This is a genomic window from Sphingomonas sp. PWP1-2 (genome assembly GCF_049898305.1).
In the GTDB taxonomy this organism is placed as follows: Bacteria; Pseudomonadota; Alphaproteobacteria; order Sphingomonadales; family Sphingomonadaceae; genus Sphingomonas; species Sphingomonas glacialis.
The window spans coordinates 128,622-148,761 of record NZ_JAFCXM010000006.1 but is presented as its reverse complement, the minus strand read 5'-3'; the positions used below and the strand labels follow the sequence as shown (position 1 = coordinate 148,761).

General features: G+C 66.3%; 18 protein-coding genes and 1 tRNA gene. 12 read left to right on the top strand and 7 right to left on the bottom strand.

What is annotated here, in order from left to right:
* The first annotated feature begins 53 nt into the window (after nt 1-53).
* Genes ACP7C5_RS15695 through arsH form a run of 4 tightly spaced genes read left to right on the top strand, consistent with a single transcriptional unit; the run spans nt 54 to nt 2,879 of the window.
* Nucleotides 54-407 carry an ArsR/SmtB family transcription factor gene (locus ACP7C5_RS15695; RefSeq protein ID WP_133190704.1) on the top strand — a complete coding sequence of 118 codons (354 nt, stop codon included), beginning with the start codon at nt 54-56 and terminating at the stop codon, nt 405-407.
* 59 nt (nt 408-466) lie between these two features.
* Nucleotides 467-895 (top strand): arsenate reductase (glutaredoxin), encoded by a 429-nt coding sequence (gene arsC / locus ACP7C5_RS15690; protein WP_426265047.1) that lies wholly within the window; start codon nt 467-469, stop codon nt 893-895.
* The gene (locus ACP7C5_RS15685) at nt 895-2,181 is read left to right on the top strand and encodes an arsenic transporter (protein WP_426264939.1); all 1,287 of its coding nucleotides are present in this window, start codon (nt 895-897) and stop codon (nt 2,179-2,181) included. Before arsC ends, ACP7C5_RS15685 begins: the two co-directional genes overlap by 1 nt.
* A complete protein-coding gene (arsH, locus tag ACP7C5_RS15680) occupies nt 2,181-2,879 on the top strand; it encodes an arsenical resistance protein ArsH (protein WP_426264938.1) in 699 nt (232 codons plus the stop codon). The genes ACP7C5_RS15685 and arsH overlap by 1 nt, the downstream gene beginning before the upstream one ends.
* A gap of 251 nt (nt 2,880-3,130) precedes the next feature.
* Here the strand turns inward: arsH and ACP7C5_RS15675 are convergent, their stop codons facing one another.
* The 4 genes from ACP7C5_RS15675 to ACP7C5_RS15660 form a co-directional block, all read right to left on the bottom strand.
* A complete protein-coding gene (locus tag ACP7C5_RS15675; protein WP_426264937.1) occupies nt 3,131-4,516 on the bottom strand; it encodes an alpha,alpha-trehalose-phosphate synthase (UDP-forming) in 1,386 nt (461 codons plus the stop codon).
* Nucleotides 4,513-6,294 carry a glycoside hydrolase family 15 protein gene (locus ACP7C5_RS15670; protein WP_426264936.1) on the bottom strand — a complete coding sequence of 594 codons (1,782 nt, stop codon included), beginning with the start codon at nt 6,292-6,294 and terminating at the stop codon, nt 4,513-4,515. Before ACP7C5_RS15670 ends, ACP7C5_RS15675 begins: the two co-directional genes overlap by 4 nt.
* Nucleotides 6,291-7,037, bottom strand: coding sequence for a trehalose-phosphatase (gene otsB, locus ACP7C5_RS15665; RefSeq protein WP_426264935.1), 747 nt, complete (start codon nt 7,035-7,037; stop codon nt 6,291-6,293). The genes ACP7C5_RS15670 and otsB overlap by 4 nt, the downstream gene beginning before the upstream one ends.
* Before the next feature lie 279 nt (nt 7,038-7,316).
* Nucleotides 7,317-7,403 (bottom strand) — tRNA-Leu (locus ACP7C5_RS15660).
* A 109-nt stretch (nt 7,404-7,512) separates the two neighbouring features.
* Here ACP7C5_RS15660 and ACP7C5_RS15655 point away from each other — a divergent pair.
* From ACP7C5_RS15655 to ACP7C5_RS15620, 8 genes are all read left to right on the top strand, one after another.
* A complete protein-coding gene (locus ACP7C5_RS15655) occupies nt 7,513-8,463 on the top strand; it encodes a complex I NDUFA9 subunit family protein (RefSeq protein WP_426264934.1) in 951 nt (316 codons plus the stop codon).
* A gap of 23 nt (nt 8,464-8,486) precedes the next feature.
* Nucleotides 8,487-9,296 (top strand): undecaprenyl-diphosphate phosphatase, encoded by an 810-nt coding sequence (locus ACP7C5_RS15650; protein ID WP_189676101.1) that lies wholly within the window; start codon nt 8,487-8,489, stop codon nt 9,294-9,296.
* Nucleotides 9,297-9,450: 154 nt separating this feature from the next.
* Nucleotides 9,451-10,905, top strand: a complete 1,455-nt coding sequence (locus ACP7C5_RS15645) for an NAD(P)-dependent oxidoreductase (protein WP_426264933.1) — start codon at nt 9,451-9,453, stop codon at nt 10,903-10,905.
* Nucleotides 10,902-11,483: a DUF2059 domain-containing protein gene (locus tag ACP7C5_RS15640; RefSeq protein ID WP_426264932.1), complete on the top strand. Its 582-nt coding sequence runs from the start codon at nt 10,902-10,904 to the stop codon at nt 11,481-11,483. Before ACP7C5_RS15645 ends, ACP7C5_RS15640 begins: the two co-directional genes overlap by 4 nt.
* The gene (gltB, locus tag ACP7C5_RS15635) at nt 11,480-15,991 is read left to right on the top strand and encodes a glutamate synthase large subunit (RefSeq protein ID WP_426264931.1); all 4,512 of its coding nucleotides are present in this window, start codon (nt 11,480-11,482) and stop codon (nt 15,989-15,991) included. Before ACP7C5_RS15640 ends, gltB begins: the two co-directional genes overlap by 4 nt.
* A 206-nt stretch (nt 15,992-16,197) precedes the next feature.
* Nucleotides 16,198-16,635: a hypothetical protein gene (locus ACP7C5_RS15630; RefSeq protein ID WP_426264930.1), complete on the top strand. Its 438-nt coding sequence runs from the start codon at nt 16,198-16,200 to the stop codon at nt 16,633-16,635.
* A 69-nt stretch (nt 16,636-16,704) separates the two neighbouring features.
* A complete protein-coding gene (locus ACP7C5_RS15625) occupies nt 16,705-17,376 on the top strand; it encodes a glutathione S-transferase family protein (protein ID WP_133190728.1) in 672 nt (223 codons plus the stop codon).
* A complete protein-coding gene (locus ACP7C5_RS15620) occupies nt 17,363-17,710 on the top strand; it encodes a tRNA-binding protein (protein WP_354288423.1) in 348 nt (115 codons plus the stop codon). Before ACP7C5_RS15625 ends, ACP7C5_RS15620 begins: the two co-directional genes overlap by 14 nt.
* Here ACP7C5_RS15620 and ACP7C5_RS15615 read toward each other — a convergent pair.
* From ACP7C5_RS15615 to ACP7C5_RS15605, 3 genes are read right to left on the bottom strand one after another with little or no spacing between them, the layout of a single operon-like run.
* Nucleotides 17,702-19,174, bottom strand: coding sequence for a hypothetical protein (locus ACP7C5_RS15615; protein ID WP_426264929.1), 1,473 nt, complete (start codon nt 19,172-19,174; stop codon nt 17,702-17,704). The genes ACP7C5_RS15620 and ACP7C5_RS15615 overlap by 9 nt on opposite strands.
* Before the next feature lie 4 nt (nt 19,175-19,178).
* On the bottom strand, nt 19,179-19,694 hold the full coding sequence (locus tag ACP7C5_RS15610; protein WP_426264928.1) for a DUF2306 domain-containing protein: 516 nt from the start codon (nt 19,692-19,694) through the stop codon (nt 19,179-19,181).
* Between the two features lie 14 nt (nt 19,695-19,708).
* Nucleotides 19,709-20,137: a hypothetical protein gene (locus tag ACP7C5_RS15605; RefSeq protein WP_133190736.1), complete on the bottom strand. Its 429-nt coding sequence runs from the start codon at nt 20,135-20,137 to the stop codon at nt 19,709-19,711.
* Nucleotides 20,138-20,140: the final 3 nt, after the last annotated feature.

Here is a 20,140-nt window from a genome sequence, read left to right as displayed (position 1 = left end):
CACAGGTCAGCGCTTTTCATTGCACGATACGATAGTTCGGCTATAGTCGAACGATGGAACTAAAAAACGCTGTCACAGCGCTCTCGGCGCTTGCCCATCCGAGTCGGCTCGCCGTCTTTCGGATGCTGGTACAGGCTGGGCATGAAGGGATCGCGGCCGGCGAGATTGCGCGGCGGCTCGACGTCCCGCCCAATACCCTATCGTCCAACCTCACCATCCTGACCAATGCCGATCTGGTCGAGAACCGCCGCGATGGCCGGTCGCTGATCTACTCGGCACGATACGAGAGCATGGCCAACCTGCTCGAATATCTCCTGGAGGATTGTTGCGATGGCAATCCGGAAATCTGCGCGCGCATGGGCGACATGGTGCTGCGTGGCCGCTGCGTCGAAGAGGGCACCGCATGAGCGACCGTATCGATACCAGCGTGCCCGAAGACGCGACGCCCGACGCGCGCGCGCCTGGCATGACCGCCGATATCATCATCTATCACAATCCCGCCTGTGGAACGTCGCGCAATACGCTGGCGATGATCCGCAATGCCGGGATCGAGCCCCACGTCGTCGAATATCTCAAGACGCCGCCGTCGCGGGCGTTGCTCGGCCGCTTGATCGACCGGGCGGGCCTAAGCCCGCGCGACCTGTTGCGCGAAAAGGGCACCCCCTACGCCGACCTGGGCTTGGCCGACGAAACGCTGAGCGATGATGTCCTGCTCGATGCGATGATCGCGCATCCGATCCTGATCAATCGCCCAATCGTCGTCTCGCCGCTCGGCGTGAAGCTGTGCCGTCCGTCCGAAATCGTCCTCGACCTGTTGCCCGCAACGCACATCGGGGCGTTCACCAAGGAAGATGGCGAGGCGATCATCGACGCGGATGGCGCGCGGATCGTCTGATGACGATCGCCGTGCTGATTTTCCTCGCGACGCTCGCGCTGGTCATCTGGCAGCCCAGGGGACTCGGCATCGGGTGGAGCGCGATGGCCGGTGCGCTCGTCGCGTTGCTGGCCGGCGCGATCACGCTGGCGGACGTGCCGGTGGTGTGGGGGATCGTGTGGAACGCGACCGGCGCGTTCGTCGCGATCATCCTGATCAGCCTCATCCTCGACGAAGCTGGCTTTTTCGAATGGGCGGCGCTCCACGTCGCGCGCTGGGGTGGCGGGAACGGCAAGCGGCTGTTCGCGCTCGTCGTGCTGCTGGGGGCGGCAGTGTCCTCGCTGTTCGCCAATGACGGCGCGGCGTTGATCCTGACCCCGATCGTGATCGCGATGCTGCGGGCGCTCGGCTATGGCACCAAGGCAACACTGGCGTTCGTGATGGCGGCGGGCTTCATTGCCGACACGGCCAGCTTGCCGCTCGTCGTCTCGAACCTCGTCAACATCGTTTCGGCGGACTTCTTCAAGCTCGGCTTTGCGCACTATGCGCTCGTCATGGTGCCGGTCGATTTGGCGGCTATAGCGGCGACGCTGGCGGCGCTTCTCCTGTTCTTCGGCCGCGACATTCCCTCGAATTACGACGTGACGCAGCTTCGCGTGCCTGGCGAAGCGATCCGCGACCGCGCGACGTTCCGTGCCGGATGGGTGGTGTTGGCGCTGCTGCTTGCCGGGTTTTTCCTGCTCGAGCCGCTGGGCGTCCCGGTCAGCGCGACCGCCGCGGTGGGGGCGCTGGTATTGATCGTCATCGCCGCGCGCGGTCCTGTGATCGAAACCCGCAAGGTCGTCCGCGGGGCGCCGTGGCAGGTCGTGATCTTTTCGCTCGGCATGTATCTGGTCGTCTACGGCCTCAAGAATGCGGGCCTGACCGATCATCTGGCGGTCGCGCTCGATTACGCGGCACATGGCGGCGTATGGGGCGCGGCGTTCGGGACCGGCATGATCGCAGCGCTGTTGTCATCGATCATGAACAACATGCCGACCGTGCTCGTCGGGTCGCTCTCGATCGATGCGACCCACGCCACCGGCGCGATCAAGGATGCAATGATCTACGCCAATGTCATCGGCTGCGATCTCGGGCCAAAGATCACGCCGATCGGCTCGCTGGCGACGCTGCTGTGGCTCCACGTCCTCGCGCAGAAGGACGTGAAGATCGGCTGGGGCTATTACTTCCGGGTCGGCGTGACGCTGACCATCCCGATCCTGCTGGTGACGCTCGCAGCGTTGGCGCTACGGCTCAGTCTTCGCTGATGCCGCTGCGCTCGCTGCCCGATCCAACCCATCTCCCCGCGCTCGATCCGCGCTACGCCCAGCGGCGTCCGGCGATCGGCCTTGGACCGGATGATCCCGCCCCGCGCATCCTGCTGCTCTACGGGTCGCTTCGCGAACGCTCGTTCTCGCGCCTGTGCGTCGAGGAAGCCGCGCGGCTGCTCGAGTTCTTCGGTGCGCAAACGCGGATCTTCGATCCCTCGACCCTGCCGCTGCCCGATCAGGTGGCAGGCGACGACCATCCCGCGGTTCACGAATTGCGCGCACTGTCGCTATGGTCCGAAGGACATGTGTGGTGCAGCCCGGAGCGGCACGGACAAGTCACCGGCATCATGAAAACGCAGATCGACCACCTGCCGCTCGCCATGGGTGGGATGCGCCCGACGCAAGGACGCACGCTCGCGGTCATGCAGGTATCGGCCGGGTCGCAGTCGTTCAACAGCGTCAACACGCTACGCCTCCTCGGGCGCTGGATGCGGATGTTCACGATCCCGAACCAGTCGAGCGTTGCAAAGGCGTATCAGGAGTTCGACGAAACGGGCCGCATGAAGCCGTCGGCTTACTATGATCGGATCGTCGACGTGATGGAGGAGCTGGTCCGCTTCACGATCGTACTGCGCCCCCATACCGCGCAGCTCGTCGACCGCTATTCCGAGCGAAAGGATGCTGAGCGGAGCTAGGCTCGATCGCGCGGATTGATTAGGCCGGCGGCTTGTCGCGCATCATCGATCTGCAGATCGCCCCTGCACTCGGCCGCAATCTGGTGCATTGGGAGCGCTCCGACGGGACACCGCTGCGCCTGCCGAGCGAGGAGATCCCGATCCCACGACCCTGCGCCTTGTCACACCGGGTTCAAGCCAACGCTCCGGTTAGCCGGGGTCTGCGGTCAATCCGCTCGGATTGGAGGATCGCTGTCCAGGCACGCAAGACCCTAGGCGCCGGCTCGCGGCAGCATGAGCGCGTCGAGAAACGTCTGCCGCCACCAATTGATGTCCTGCGATTCAATCGAATCCATGCACGCGCGCCAACGACGGATGCGCTCCGCGCGATCCATTCGCATGGCCTTCAGGATCGCGTCGGACACTTCCTCGGCGCTATACGGGTTGACCAGGATCGCCTCGGTCAACTGGGCCGCTGCCCCGGCGAAGCGCGAGAGGATCAGGACGCCGGGATCCTCGGGATCCTGCGCGGCGACATATTCCTTCGCCACCAGGTTCATCCCGTCGCGCAGCGGCGTGACCAGTCCGATCTTCGCCGCCCGATAGATGCCGGCCAACGTATCGCGGCCATAGCCCTGGTTGACGTAGCGGATCGGGACCCAATTGACATCGGCATAGGCACCGTTGATCCGCCCCGACAGGCCCTGCAGCGTGTCGCGAATCCGCTGATAGCTGCCGACCGCGCCACGCGACGGCGGCGCGATCTGCAGGAGAAACACTTCCTTGCGCTCTTCGGGATGCTCGACCAGGAACCGTTCGTAGCCGAGGAAGCGCTGCTCCAGCCCCTTCGAATAATCGAGCCGGTCGACCCCGACGATCATGTCGCGGCCATCGGCGCTGTCGCGCATCTTCCGGTACGCCAGCCGCGCCGGCACGCCCGCTGCGAGCTCGACGAATTCGGGCGTATCGATCCCGATCGGGCACACCAGAGCGCGCACGCTGCGGTCGCCGAGCTTCACGATCCCGTCCGCACCGATCGTTCCGCCGAGCTCGAGACGGACGAAGTCGAGAAACGACTCAAGCCATTCCGCGGTGTGGAAGCCGATCACGTCATAGGCGAACATCCGCCGCACCAATTCCGCCGCTTCGGGCAGGATCGACAGCAGCCGACGCGGCGGCCAGGGAATATGCAGGAAGAAACCGAGCCGATTGCCGCAGCCGCGCTGGCGCAGTTCGTCGCCGAGCGGGAACAAATGGTAATCCTGGATCCACACCACGTCGTCGGCCTCGAGCAGCGGCGCGACCATGTCGGCGAAGCGCGCGTTGACCCGCTGGTAACCGCCCGCGAAATCGCGCTCATATTCGGCCAGATCGACGCGGTAGTGGAACAGCGGCCACAGCGTCCGGTTGGCATAGCCGTTATAATATTCGTCGATGTCCTGGTCCTCCAGGTCCATCGTGGCAGTCGTGACACCCTGATTGACCTGATAGTCGATCTCGCCAGTGAACGTATCGATCCGTTCACCCGACCAGCCGAACCACAGGCCGTCATGCTCGCGCAGCGCCGATGCGAGCGCGACCGCCAGCCCACCCTGCGCGCCGGACTGTGATCCCTTAGGGGCCGACACGCGGTTCGAGATGACGATCAGCCGGCTCATCGGATCGCGCTCCACGGCTTGCTGAGCAGGACGGCGCAATTGATCATGCCGACCAGCGAATAGGTTTGCGGGTAATTGCCCCACAATTCGCCGGTCTCGGGCTCGATATCCTCGGAGAGCAGGCCGGCGGCGGTGCGTCTGGCCAGCATCTCCTCGAACAGCGAGCGCGCATCCGCGCTGCGCCCGGTGAAGTGAAGCGCCTCGATCAGCCAGAAGGTGCAGACGTTGAACGCGGTCTCAGGCAGGCCGAAATCGTCCTCGATCGCGTAGCGCAGCATGAACGACCCACGGCGCAGCCCCGCCTCGACGGCCGTCAGCGTATCGAGGAAGCGGGGATCGTCGGGCGACAAGAAACGCAGATCGAGCAATTGCAGCACGCTCGCGTCGAGATCGTCGCCGGCAAAGGTCGCCGACATGCGCTTGGTCTCGGGCCGCCACGCAGCGGTCTCGATCCGCGCACGGATCGTGTCGGCGCGCTCCTGCCAGAAGGTCGCGCGATCGGTCAGGCCGAGCGCCAGCGCGGCATTGGCGAGCCGGTCGCACGCCGCCCAGCACATCGCCGACGAATAGGTGTGGACGCTCTTGCGCGTGCGCAGCTCCCACAGACCAGCATCGGGCGCGTCGTAATTGAGCCAGGCGCGCTCGCCCACGCGCTCGAGCGATTCGAAATCCTCGAGGCCCGCCATGCGGAACAAGCGCGTGTCGAAAAAGGCGTGCACCGCGCACAACACGATCTGGCCGTAAGCATCGTGCTGGATTTGCTCATAGGCCTGGTTGCCGACGCGAACCGGCCCCATGCCGCGATACCCCGCGAGCGCCGGTTCGATCCGCTCCTCGAGCCGCGCCTCGCCCAGCACGCCGTACAGCGGCTGGATGTGCCCGCCAGCGGCGTCATCGACAATGTTGCGCAGGTAGCCGAGATAGCTTTCGAGCACGTCGAGCGCACCGAGGCGGTTGAGCGCCTGCACGGTATAATACGCGTCGCGCACCCAGCAGTAGCGGTAATCCCAGTTGCGCTGCGATCCGGCATGTTCGGGGATCGAGGTCGTCATCGCCGCGACGATCGCGCCGGTTTCCTCATGCTGACACAGCTTCAGCGTGATCGCCGAACGGATCACGACATCCTGCCATTCGAGCGGAATGGCGAGGCCGCGCACCCATTCCTGCCAGTAGCGCGTGGTATCGGCGAGCATCGTGTCGAGCGTCGCGGCCAGATCGCCCGCAAACCCCTCGTCGGGCCCGAGGAAGAAATGCAGTGGCCGCTCGACGCGGAACGCGCGCTCTTCCTCGACCATCCCGACCGGCGCGGTCGTCGTCAGACGCAGCGCCATGCCCGGCATCAGGAAGCGGATGTGGTTCGACCCGCCGGTCTGCTCGCCGCAGGACCCGCCCCAGCCGCACGTCGGGCGCAACCGCACGCGGATGCGCGGGCTGCCGGTCACCGGCCGCACGATCCGCGCATAGGACACCGGGCGATAGCTGCGCCCCTGGCGTTCGAAGCGCGGGCAGAAATCGATCACGTCGATCGCGTTGCCCGTCGCGTCGGTATGACGGCTCACCAGGATCGGGGTGTTGCGAACATAGTGCTGCTCGACCTGCACGCTGTCCTCGATCTCGATCGCCCAGAAGCCGGCCTGGGGGGTCTCGCCGCCAAGCAGCGACGAGAACACCGGATCGCCGTCGATCCGCGGCACGCAGCCCCACACGAACTGGCCCGCCCGATCGACGAGCGCGCTGACCTGGCAATTGCCGATCGGCCACAGATCGACCGAGCTCATGCCGCCTGCTCGCACGCGGTTTCGAGCCAGGCGAGCGTGTCGGCGACATCGTGCAGACCGTAAAGTGCGCTGCTTGGGCGCGGATCGCCCACGAGGATACCCGCACCCCCGAGCGCGGCGGCAGCGGCCATAGCCGGTTCGTCGGTATCGTCGTCGCCGAGGAAGACTGGGCGATGCCCCGCCATCGGCGCCCGCTGCATCAACTGGCGTAGCGCGCTTCCCTTTTCGGCCCCACCGACGCGCAGTTCGACCATCATCTTGCCGGTCTGCAAGTGCAGCCCCGTCTCGTCCGCAAGCTTCCCGGCGAGCGCGTGTGCCGCGGCTTCCATATGGGGGGCGCCGCGATAGTGCAGCGCCTCGCCCAGCGTCTTCGTCTCGACCAACAGGCCCGGCGTTGCGTGTGCTAATTCTGTCATGATGGCATGAATACGATCGAGAGCAACCGGTCGTTCCGGTAAGGATACCGTTCCGTCGCGCCAGCGCACCTCCGTGCCGTGGCTCCCCGCGATCGTGAGCGGCAGGCTGCCGAACAGCGCGGCGATGCCATCGACCGAGCGCCCGCTGATCAAGGCGACGCGGCCATCGAGCCGTTCCGTCAACCGCGCGATCAACGCCGCAAGCCGAGCATCGACCGCGACCATATCGGGGCGCGCGGCAAGCGCGACGAGCGTTCCGTCGAAATCGAGGAACAGCGAAGCGTTCCGCAACAGGGCAGCGGGCGGTCGTGGCAAAGGCTTTGTCATCGCGCCTGCGTTAGATCACAAATCCCGCGCTCGCGCCCCTTATGTGAGGGGCGCCTGCACATCCCGATATGATCGGGTTCGATCGAAGACATCCAGTCAACCGCGTCGGGATGGCCCGCCGGGCAATCTTTCAGACGGGCCACCGATGGTTCGGGCCATGGCCCATATTGAGCTAAGGTCGGCTGAAATCTGCTCGAACATCATCCGACACCACACAGGACAAGCTGGCAAAAATCTGCCGTTTTGTCGATGGTGGTCGGATGTCCTGCGAAGAACGAATGGTGCCCGGAAGAGGACTCGAACCTCCACGCCCTTGCGAGCGCCAGCACCTGAAGCTGGTGCGTCTACCAATTCCGCCATCCGGGCACTGGGTAGGTCGCGGGCCTTAGGGGAGGCGAGTCGGCCTTGTCAACACACTGTGTGCTGGGGCAAGGGCTGACCACCCCAAGCGAATGGCAGGCACAAGGCGCACGCGATGAAGAATACACTGGTTACGCTGATCGGCGGCGGAGGGTTTCTCGGCCGCTATGTCGCACAGGCGCTGCTCGCAAGCGGTGCGCGCGTGCGAATCGCGCAGCGCGATCCGCGTCAGGCATTTTTTCTCAAGCCGCTCGGTGGCTTGGGTCAGACGCAATTCGCCGTCGCCGACATTTCCAAGCCCGATTCGATCCGCCGCGCGGTCGCGGGCTCCGACGCGGTGGTCAATCTCGTCGGCATCCTGAGCGGTGACTTCCAGAAGATCCAAGTCGAGGGTGCGCGGATCGTCGCCGAGGCCGCTGCCGCCGCGGGTGTCGCATCGCTCGTCCACGTCTCGGCGATCGGGGCCGATCCGCACTCCGCCTCGGCCTATGGCCGCTCGAAGGGCGAAGGCGAGGCTGCCGTCCACGCCGCCTTCCCGACCGCCACGATCCTGCGCCCGTCGATCGTGTTTGGGCGCGAGGACCAATTCATCAATCGCTTCGCCGCGATGGTCGCGACGGCAGCGTCGATGCCGCTCGTCCATGTCGTGCCCGTGCTGCGCGCCGGCACCAAGTTCCAGCCAGTCTATGTCGGTGACGTCGCCGACGCCGTGATCGCGGCGCTGAGCCATCCCGCGATCGCCGCCGGCAAGACGCTCGAGCTCGGCGGGCCCGACGTGCTGTCGATGGGAGCTCTGGTGCGCTGGATCGCCAAGGCGACCAACCGCACGCCGAAAATCGTCGAGCTGCCCGATGCGATCGGCGCGGCGATCGCTGCGGCCGGCTTTCTCCCGGGTGCGCCGATCACGCAGGATCAGTGGAAGATGTTGGCAAACGACAATGTGGTTTCGGCGACCAACGGACTAGAGCTGCTCGGCATCACGCCGACGCCGCTCGACGCGGTCGCGCCGAGCTGGCTGGTGCGCTACCGCAAGGGCGGACGCTTCGCGGTGCCGGCGGCGGCATAAGCGCCGTCTATTAGGGGAATTTCGTGGGCGACATCATCAGCATCATCCTGCTCGGCATCGTCGAGGGGGTGACCGAATTCCTGCCGGTGTCGTCGACGGGTCACCTGATCCTCGCGACCAAGCTGCTCGGCTATGACGCGGCGCGGTGGCAGGTGTTCAACATCGTCATCCAGCTGGGCGCGATCCTCGCGATCGTCGTGCTGTACTGGCGGACCTTCCTCGCGGTCGCGATGGGTCTGGCGCGGCGCGATCCGGTGTCGCTGCGCTTCGTGCGCAACATCCTCGTCGCGTTCATCCCCGCCGCGATCCTCGGGCTTGCGATCCACAAGCAGATCGAAGCGCTGCTCGGCAATGCGGTGGTCGTGTCGATCGCGCTCGTCGTCGGCGGGATCGCGATCATCGCGGTCGAGCGGCTCGCCCCCAAAAGCGACATCGTCGGCGTCGCGGACATTCCGCTCGGCAAGGTCGTCGGGATCGGCTGCCTGCAATGTCTGGCGATGGTGCCGGGCGTCAGCCGTTCGGGCGCGACGATCCTCGGTGCGCTCGCGCTCGGCGTCGAGCGGCGCACCGCGGCCGAGTTCAGCTTCTTCCTCGCCATCCCGACGATGCTCGGCGCGACCACGCTCGAACTCGTCAAGAACCGGCACGAATTGCTGAGCGGGCAAGGCGTCGGGCTTGGCGCGATCGGCCTCGGCTTCGTCGTCGCGTTCATCGTCGCGCTGCTGGTCGTGAAGTGGTTCGTCGGGGTCGTGACACGCTATGGATTCGTGCCGTTTGCTTGGTACCGCATTATTGCCGGAACCGCGGCTTTCGTGTGGCTTATGACTATTTAGTCCGTTTCGGCCATAGTTCGGTTGCACACGACGGTGAAATTCGTTGCATTCCCGACGTCGCGATTTAAATAGGTCAGCGTTGCTGTCATAAATCACGTTTTCGTAATGACAGCGTGACCATCGCTCGGTATTTGCGCATCCGAAAGGTGCGCACATGGCTGACACGTCCCTGTTGAAATTCGTCGATCGCGAGCAGGTTTATCCCGCAAAGCGCGAGCCCGAGCTCCGCGCCGAAGACTTTCGCGAGATTGCCGAGCGCTATCCGGTTCCCGATGCGGAAGCCCAGGCCGGGCGCTGCTCGCAATGCGGCGTGCCCTATTGTTCGGTCCACTGCCCGCTCCACAACCACATCCCCGATTGGCTGCGGCTGACCGCAGAGGGCCGGTTGCGCGAGGCGTACGAGCTCAGCAACGCGACCTCGACCATGCCCGAGATCTGCGGGCGGATCTGCCCGCAGGACCGCCTGTGCGAAGGCAATTGCGTGATCGAATTCTCGGGCCACGGCGCGGTGACGATCGGCGCGGTCGAGAAGTTCATCACCGACACCGCATGGGAAGAAGGCTGGGTCGAGCCGCTCGTCCCCGGCCGCGCGCGCGGGCAATCGGTCGGCGTGATCGGCGCGGGCCCGGCAGGCCTTAGCGCCGCCGAATACCTGCGCGGCAATGGCTATGACGTCCATGTCTATGATCGCTACGATCGCGCGGGCGGGCTGCTGACCTACGGCATCCCCGGCTTCAAGCTCGAAAAGCCCATCGTGACGCGCCGCGTCGAGCGGCTCAAGGCCGGCGGCATCGTCTTCCATGAGAATTTCGAAGTCGGCCGCGACGCCAGCATGGACGAGCTGCGCCAACGCCACGACGCGATCCTGATCGCCACCGGCGTGTACCGCGCCCGCGCGATCAAGGCGCCGGGCGTCGACGCGAACGGCGTGGTCGATGCGCTCGCCTTCCTTACCGCATCGAACCGCAAGGGCTTTGGCGATGCCGTGCCGAGCTTCGACGACGGCAGCCTGAATGCCGCGGGCAAGCATGTCGTCGTGATCGGCGGCGGCGACACCGCGATGGACTGCGTCCGCACTGCGATCCGCCAGGATGCGGCGTCGGTGAAGTGCCTCTACCGCCGCGACCGCGCCAACATGCCGGGCTCGCAGCGCGAAGTCGCCAATGCCGAGGAAGAAGGCGTCGAGTTCGTCTGGCTGTCCGCGCCCGAGAGCTTTGCCGGCGAAGGCGCGGTCTCGACCGTCAAGGCGAGCGCGATGCGGCTCGGCGCACCCGACGCCTCGGGCCGCCGCGCGCCCGAGATCGACCCCGAAGGTGGGTTCGAGCTCGATGCCGACCTGGTGATCAAGGCGCTCGGCTTCGATGCCGAGGATCTGCCGACGCTGTTCGGCGCGCCCGAATTGAACGTCACGCGCTGGGGCACGGTGCTGGTCGACAACAAGACGCTGATGACCTCGCTCGACGGCGTGTTCGCGGCGGGCGACATCGTGCGCGGCGCGAGCCTCGTCGTCTGGGCGATCCGCGATGGGCGCGACGTTGCGGCGAACATGCACCGCTACCTCAAGACCAAGGCCGCGGCCGACATGGCGGCGAGCAAGCAAGCGGCATGATGCGGCGTCGGACCCGCCCGTGGCTCGGTCGGAGTGCCACGCTCGGCGTCGCGCTGCTCGCTGGCGCGACGGCGCATGCCGAGACGCGGCGCCCTGCTTTGCCCGCGCCGGCCGCCAATGCTGATGCCGCCGCCGACTATGACGAACGCCGCGCCGCCGCCGGTCGGCTGCTCGTTGTCAGCCGCTTCCGTGCGCGGCAAGCGGTGCTGATCAAGGACGCGATACGCGCTGCCGAGTCCGAACTGACCGAGAATTGCCTCGATCGCGCGGCGACAGGGCGCGACATGAAGCCGTGCCAGGCGTTTGTCAGCCCGAGCGCGGGGACGCGGGCACGGCTTGCCGCGAGCGAATCCGCGATCCTCGACGATCTGATGGCGGCGAGCCAGACGATCTACGCGCGGCGCTTCACCGCTGCCGAGCTCGACGAGATCGCGCGCTTCTTCCGCACGACGGTCGGGCAGCGTTACGCGCTCACCTCGCCGCAGCTCCTCAACGAAGTTCAATCCCGCAAGCGCGAGATCGTGCGCCGCTATCTGAGCGCCGCCACAGCCGCCGACACCAAGGGGTCCCAACGATGACCGACCAGCACGCCTATCTCGCCGAGCACGGCATGTACCGCCCCGAATTCGAAGGCGATGCCTGCGGCGTCGGCCTCGTCGCCGCGACCGACGGCACGCCCTCGCGCCGCGTCGTCCAGTCGGCGATCGATGCGTTGAAGGCGGTATGGCACCGCGGCGCGGTCGATGCCGACGGCAAGACCGGCGACGGCGCCGGGCTGCACATCGACTTGCCGCTCAAATTCTTCGACGACGCGATCGCTGCGTCGGGCCACCGCCCGCTCCCCAACCGCCTCGCGGTCGGGATGATCTTCCTGCCGCGCACCGATCTCGGCGCGCAGGAAGCGTGCCGCACGATCGTCGAGAGCATCATCATCGACGAGGGCTACACCATCTACGGCTGGCGCCAGGTGCCGGTCGATGTGTCGGTGATCGGCCAGAAGGGCTTGGCCACCCGCCCCGAGATCGAGCAGATCATGATCGCCGGGCCCTTGCCCGAGGAGGCGAGCTACGCCGAGTTCGAGAAGAACCTCTATCTCGTCCGCCGCCGGATCGAGAAGCGCGTGATCGAAGCGCAGATCCAGGGCTTCTACATCTGCAGCCTGTCGTGCCGCTCGATCATCTACAAGGGGCTGTTCCTCGCCGAATCGCTGTCGATCTTCTACCCCGATCTGCGCGACACGCGCTTCGAGAGCCGCGTCGCGATCTTCCATCAGCGCTATTCGACCAACACCTTCCCGCAATGGTGGCTGGCGCAACCGTTCCGCACGCTCGCGCACAATGGCGAGATCAACACGATCCGCGGCAACAAGAACTGGATGCTCAGCCACGAGATCCGCATGGCGAGCCTCGCTTTCGGTGAGCATTCGGAGGACATCAAGCCGGTGATCCCGGCGGGCGCGTCGGACACGGCGGCGCTCGACGCGGTGTTCGAAGCGATCTGCCGCTCGGGCCGCGACGCGCCGACCGCCAAGCTCATGCTCGTCCCCGAGGCAATGGCCGATTCGATCGACATGCCCGCCAATCATCTCGCGATGTACCAGTATCTGGCCTCCGTCATGGAACCGTGGGACGGCCCCGCCGCGCTCGCGATGACCGATGGCCGCTGGGCGGTCGCGGGCATGGACCGCAACGCGCTGCGTCCGCTCCGCTATGTCCGAACGATCGATGGCCTGCTGATCGTCGGGTCGGAGAGCGGGATGGTCGTCGTCCCCGAATCGACCGTGATCGAGAAGGGCCGGCTCGGGCCGGGCCAGATGATCGCGATCGATCTCGACGAAGGCGTGCTGCTGCACGACCGCGCGGTGAAGGACCGGATCTCGGGCGAGCATGATTATGCCGCGATGATCGGCGAGTTCACCAGCATCGAAGACCTGCCGCTGCCCGGCGGCGATCCAGTCACGCGCTTTGACCGCGCCGATCTGACGCGCCGCCAGGTCGCCGCCGGCCAGACGCTCGAGGATATGGAGCTGATCCTCGCGCCGATGGTCGAGGGGGCCAAGGAAGCGATCGGCTCGATGGGCGACGATACGCCGCTCGCCGTCATCTCGGACAAGCCGCGCCTCATCAGCCAGTTCTTCCGGCAGAATTTCAGCCAGGTCACCAACCCACCGATCGACCCTTTGCGCGAACGCCACGTGATGTCGCTCAAGACGCGCTTCGGCAACCTCGCCAACATCCTCGATACCGAGGACCGCCGCGACGGCGTGCTCGTGCTCGAATCGCCCGTGCTCGACGGGGCCGACTGGGCGAAGCTCAAGGCGCATTTCGGCAGCCAGGCGGCCGAGATCGACTGCACCTTCGAAGCCGGCGGCGGCCCCGAGACGCTGCGCGCCGCGATCGCGCGGATCCGCGCCGAGGCGGTCACCGCAGTACGCCAGGGGCATAGCGAGCTGTTCCTGACTGATCGCAACATCGGCCCCGATCGCATCGGCATCGCCGGCGTGCTCGCGGCGGCGGCGGTCCACACGCATCTCGTGCGGATGGGCCTGCGCTCCTACGCCAGCATCAACGTGCAGACCGCCGAATGCCTCGACACGCATTACTACGCCGTGCTGATCGGCGTCGGCGCGACGACGGTCCACGCCTATCTGGCCGAGGCGTCGATCGCCGATCGCCACGCGCGCGGGCTGTTCGGCGCGCTGAGCCTCGCGGAATGCCTCGCGCGGCATCGCCATGCGGTCGAGGAGGGTCTGCTCAAGATCATTTCGAAGATGGGGATCGCGGTGATCTCGTCGTACCGCGGCGGCTACAATTTCGAGGCGGTGGGCTTGAGCCGTGCGCTGGTCAACGATCTGTTCCCGGGCATGCCCGCGAAGATTTCGGGCGAGGGCTATGCCTCGCTCCATCTCAACGCGCAGCTACGCCACGACAAGGCGTTCGACGAAGGCGTCGCAACGCTGCCGATCGGCGGCTTCTATCGCCAGCGCCACACCGGCGAGACGCATGCCTATTCGGCGCAGCTGATGCACCTGCTGCAGAACGCGGTCGCGACCGACAGCTACTCGACCTACCTGCAATTCTCGCGCGGGGTGGAGGCGTTGCCGCCGGTCTATCTGCGCGACCTGCTGCAGTTCAACTTCCCCGCCGAAGGCGTGCCGGTCGACCAGGTCGAGGCGATCACCGAGATCCGCAAGCGTTTCGTGACGCCGGGCATGTCCTTGGGCGCGCTCAGCCCCGAGGCGCACGAGACGCTCGCGATCGCGATGAACCGGATCGGCGCCAAGGCGGTGTCGGGCGAAGGCGGCGAGGACAAGGCGCGCTATCAACCCTATGCCAACGGCGACAACGCCAACTCGGGCGTCAAGCAGATCGCGAGCGGCCGCTTCGGCGTCACCGCCGAATATCTCAACGCCTGCGACGAGATCGAAATCAAGGTCGCCCAAGGCGCCAAGCCCGGCGAGGGCGGGCAGCTGCCCGGCTTCAAGGTGACCGAGTTCATCGCCAAGCTGCGCCATGCGACGCCCGGCGTAACGCTGATCTCGCCGCCGCCGCACCACGACATCTATTCGATCGAGGATCTCGCGCAGCTCATCTACGATCTCAAGCAGATCAACCCGGTCGCGCGCGTCTGCGTCAAGCTCGTGAGCTCGGCCGGGATCGGCACCGTCGCGGCGGGTGTCGCCAAGGCGCATGCCGACGTGATCCTGATCGCCGGCCATGTCGGCGGCACCGGCGCTTCCCCGCAGACCAGCATCAAATATGCCGGTACGCCGTGGGAAATGGGGCTCTCGGAGGTCAACCAGACGCTGACGCTCAACGGCCTGCGCGGTCGCATCAAGCTGCGCACCGATGGCGGATTGAAGACCGGGCGCGACATCGTCATCGCCGCGATCCTCGGCGCCGAGGAATTCGGCATCGGCACGCTGTCGCTCGTCGCAATGGGCTGCATCATGGTGCGGCAGTGCCATTCGAACACCTGCCCGGTCGGCGTCTGCACGCAGGACGAGAAGCTGCGCGCCAAGTTCAGCGGCAGCCCTGAGAAGGTCATCAACCTGATGACCTTCATCGCCGAGGAAGTCCGCGACATCCTCGCACGGCTCGGCTTCCGCAGCCTCGACGAAGTGATCGGCCGCACCGAACTGCTCCGCCAGGTCAGCCGCGGTGCCGAGCATCTCGACGATCTCGATCTCAACCCGATCCTCGCGAAGGTCGACGCGCCCGACGATCAGCGCCGCTTCAGCCTGACCGGTCGCCGCAACGAAGTGCCCGACAGCCTCGACGCGCAGATCATCAAGGATGCGGCGGCGGTGTTCAGCCGGCGCGAGAAGATGCAGCTGACCTATTCGGTGCGCAACACGCACCGCGCGGTCGGCACGCGGCTGTCGAGCGAGATCACGCGGACCTTCGGCATGTCGGCACTCGCCGACGGGCACGTCCATGTCCGGCTGCGTGGGAGCGCCGGGCAGAGCCTCGGCGCGTTCCTGTGCAAGGGCATCACGCTCGAAGTGTTCGGCGATGCCAACGACTATGTCGGCAAGGGGCTGTCGGGCGGGATCATCGCGGTACGCCCGGTGGTGAGCTCGCCGCTCGCCAGCCAGGACAACACGATCATCGGCAACACCGTGCTCTATGGCGCGACCTCGGGCAGCCTTTATGCCGCGGGCCAGGCGGGCGAGCGCTTCGCGGTGCGCAATTCGGGCGCGACCGTCGTGGTCGAGGGCTGTGGCGCGAACGGATGCGAATATATGACCGGTGGCACCGCGGTGGTGCTGGGACCGGTCGGTGCGAATTTCGGCGCGGGGATGACCGGCGGGATGGCGTTCGTCTATGACGCCGACGGCAGCTTCGCACGCCGCGCCAACCCCGAGAACATCACCTGGAACAGGCTGTCGTCGCTGCACTGGGAAGCGGTGCTGCTCGGCCTGGTCCGCGCGCACCATGCCGCGACCGATTCGAAATGGTCGGGGGCGTTGCTCGACGATTGGGGCCGTGTGGTCGATCGCTTCTGGCAGGTCGTGCCGAAGGAAATGCTCACTCGCCTCAGCCACCCGCTCGATGATCGCGAGGAGCAAGTCGCGGCGGAGTAGGCCCCTTCCGTCGGGGGACAGCCCCTCCGTCACCCCCGCGGAAGCGGGCGTCCCGCTTCTTCTGCCGACGCTGGAAAGAAGCGGGATCCCCGCTTTCGCGGGGATGACGGGGTAGGTGCATCTGTCCCGATGCAACTCGCGGATCGACAAAACGCCCCGAATCGTGCTATGCGCTCCGCTCGATCGGGGGCGTTCGAGGGTTGATTATGCGTAGAATTTTGCTCGGTCTGGTCGCTTGCGGCATCGCCACTCCGGCTTTCGCCAATGAGAGCGCGCCCCCGCCCCGCCAGCTCCCCGATGCGGCGCAGGTCGGCGCGCTGCTGTCGAGCCCGCTCGTCCAGGAAATCATCGCGACCACGGTCGACCAATATGCTGATGCGCTGCTCCAGACGCATGTCGGCCCGCTCGCCAAGCTGACCGACACGCGCGACCATGTCCGCCCCGAGGACACGCTCGGCGATCTCGCCGCGCGCACCCACCCCGATTACCGGCGCGACCTGCACAACCAGACCCGCAGCGCGGTCGCCGCGACTGGCCAGGCCGCGCGCGACATCGCCAGCCTCAGCGCCGAGCTCAAGCACACCACCGAACGCCTCCGCGCGGCGATTGCGCTCACCCAGGCCGAGGTCAGCGCGGTCCGCTGATCCGGGGTGGCCCGACACAAAGTCGCGTGACGCCTTCCCCTCCCGGCTCGTGCGTTCTACCAAGCGGGCATGTGGCAACTCTACCAATTCCCGCTCTGCCCGTTCTCGCGCAAGGTCCGGCTTCTGCTCGGCGAAAAGGGCGTCGGCTGCGAGCTCGTTCGCGAAAACCCGTGGGAACAGCGCGATGAGTTCCTCGACATGAACCCCGCCGGCCAAGTGCCGGTGATGACCGATCCACAGCGCGGCATCCGCCTGATGGATTCGATGGCGATCTGCGAATATCTCGAAGAGACGGTCGAGAAGAACGCGATGATCAACGGCACCGCGGTCAACCGCGCCGAGATTCGCCGACTCGTCGCCTGGTTCGATTCGCAATTCTTCGCCGATGTCGTTGCGCCCTTGCTCCACGAGCGGATGGAGAAGCGCCTCGTCACCAAGGAACCGCCCGATTCGAAGCGGCTGCGCGATGCGATGAAGGCGGCGGTGCGCCACCTCGATTATATCGATTATTTGCTCGACCATCATAACTGGATGGCCGGCGCGACGATGAGCCTCGCCGATCTGGCGGCGGCAGCGCAGATCTCCGTCGCCGATTATCTCGGCGGGATCGACTGGCGCAACCACGAGCAGACCGCGAAATGGTATCGCGGCTTCAAGAGCCGCCCGAGCTTCCGTCCCCTGCTGTCCGAACGGATGGAAGGGATCATGGCGCCGAAACATTATGACGATGTCGATTTCTGAGCAGGTCACCTTCGACGATTTCGCGAAGCTCGACATCCGTGTCGGGACGATCGTCGAGGCCTTGCCCTTCCCGCAGGCGCGCAAGCCCGCATTCCGCCTGACGATCGATTTCGGCCCCGAGATCGGGATCAAGCGCTCCTCGGCGCAGATCACCGCGCGCTACACGCTCGAGGAATTGCCCGGGCGGCAAGTCGCCGCGGTGGTCAACTTCCCGCCGCGCCAGATCGGCCCGATGATGTCCGAAGTGCTGACGCTCGGCTTTCCCGATGAAAATGGCGAGGTCGTGCTCGTCCAGCCCAATCTGCCGATCCCCAACGGCGGTCGGCTATACTGAGCCGCGACGCTCGGCCCGGCGGGTCCACCACAGCATCAGCCCGAGCATCGGCAGCGCCAGGTCGAGATACAGGATCAGCCCGATCCAGGGCGAAAATCCCCAATACATATTGGGCACGGTGTTGAGATAGCCGTGCGCGAGCAACCCCATGATGTTACGCGACCACACCGGCGTCATCATCGTCTCAGGGGCGAAGATGTCGGTCGCCGCGACGATCAGGTTGAGCAGCATCGACACGGCGAGCAGCGCAATCGCCTTGATCTTGTCGCTGCGCCGCTCGATCGACGCCCAGATTGGCGCGAGGCCAATCGCGAAAAACGGGATCGCCGGGACCGAATGCCGCGGGCCGACCGACGCGCCACCATCCCAATAGGCATAGGATGCGTTGATCGACAGCACGACGACGATCATCGCGACGCACATCACGCCAAGGTCGCGCGTCGCGGGGTCGCGCACCAGCTTCACGACGCCGAACCAGCCGAGCAGCAGGATCGGCGCAACCCAGAACAGCCCGCGCCGCACGCCGAAGGTGATCCCGAGCAGCGCGGTGATCTTGGGATAGGTCAGCCCGAACAGCCCCTGGTTCATCCCGCTGAACCCGACCACGCCCGTATAGCCCGTCATGAACGGCGTCCCGAAGGCGAATTGGTTATAGGCGAGCATCGGCAGCACCGCGACGAGCGCGGTCGCCACCGCGACGAGATACAGCCGCCGCCGCACCGGCCAGGCCGCGTCACGGCTGCGCCACAACGCCCAGCCACCGATCACCAGCCCGCCGAGCGCCGCCTGGAACTCGATCGTCACCGCAAAGCCGAGCGCCGCGCCTGCCATCAACGGATAGCGCCAGCGGCCGAACTCGCGCTCGCCCGACGTGCCGCGCCAGATCGCCCAGGTCGCGATCAGGAACAGCGCGGCAACGGGCGCATGGCCGAACAGCGTCGTCGACCAGCCCCACACGATCGACCCAAGCGAATAGCCGAGCGCGGCAAACATCCCCGCGGCCGGGCTGCCGGTGATACCCGTCGCCAGATCGAGCAGCAGCACCGCGGCAAACGCGGTGAGAACCGCTGCGCCACACGCGACCGCGAGCTGCATGCGAAGCCGCAGGAACGCGGCAAGCCGGGGATTGGTAATGTCGATGATATGATCGTACGAGCTGACGCCCGTGACGCGGTTGGTCGCCCACACCACCGGCGCCGCCATCAGCGTCATGCCCGGCGCCTTGTCCATATAGTAATGCGTCACGCCGCCTTGCTTGAACTCGGCCTTGTCGATCGTCAGCGTCTGGTAGCGATCGATCGTCGCTTCGCCGCGCTCGACCAGCGCCAGCGTCCCGAACAGCCGCGTCGCGCTGTTGGGATTGAATACGAACGAGCCGAACCACACGCACGACAGCCAGACGAGCGCGAACAGCAGGAGCGCGACCGCATGCGGCGCGCGAACGATCGGAGCGGAGGGTGTCATAAGGTCAGGCGGTCAACCATTGGCCGAGCAGCCGGAACGGCGGCAGCGTGAAGAACCCCGCGATGAGCAGCGCGCCCGTCACCATCCCGCGAACCTGTCGGCGATGCGCCGCGATCCGGTGCGTCCGCGCGGTCCACCAGATGAGCGGCGCGGCGAGGACGACATAGGCCGACAGGATATGGATGAAACTGAAGCGCGGCGGCGTGCCGTGGCGGACGAAGAAGGATTCGGCGGCGGTCAGGAACATCGCGACGACCCACACCTTGCCGAGCATCCGGTGCGCGGCATCGCCGCGCGGACGCATCAGCATCACGGGGGTCAACGCCAGCGCGATCACAACCGTCGCGAGATGGCCCCATACGGCGAGCGGCACGCTTCCCCAATGCGCCGCGCCTTTGACGAGCGCGACGAGGATAGCGACCAACAGCACCACCGCCGCGCCGGCAAGCACGGTCTCATAGCGGTCGGCGCGTAGCGATTTGCTCGCATTCGTCCGCCCTGCCCCCGCAGGCGTCGACATCCCCCCGGCCTGCGTCAGGGAACCAGCGCAGCGTCGACGGCGCGCTGGTCGGCCTTGGCGTCCTGCTTCTCGCGCTTGTACTTGCGCCCCGCCTGCGCGAAGCAGCCCATGCCGCCCCCGGCGCCGACGTTGCTGCAGCTGCCGATTCCCGTCGCACCGACCCGATCGTTGGCTGCGCCCTTGGCGGCCCAGCTTTCGTTTTCGGGCGTAACCTTCAATTCGCGCAATTCCTTGGGAATGCGGAACTGCTCGCCCGGCGCACGCCGCACGCAGACGACGATCTCATTCCCATCGGAATCGGTCGGGCATTTCTGCTTGCCGTAGATCACCAGCGGCGGGTTGCTCACGCCCTGCGCCGCAGCAGGCGCAGAGGCGAGCCCACCCGCGCCGAAGCCAGCGAGCACGAGCGCGGCAAGCGCACCCTTCGTCATCAGGTTCTGCATGAT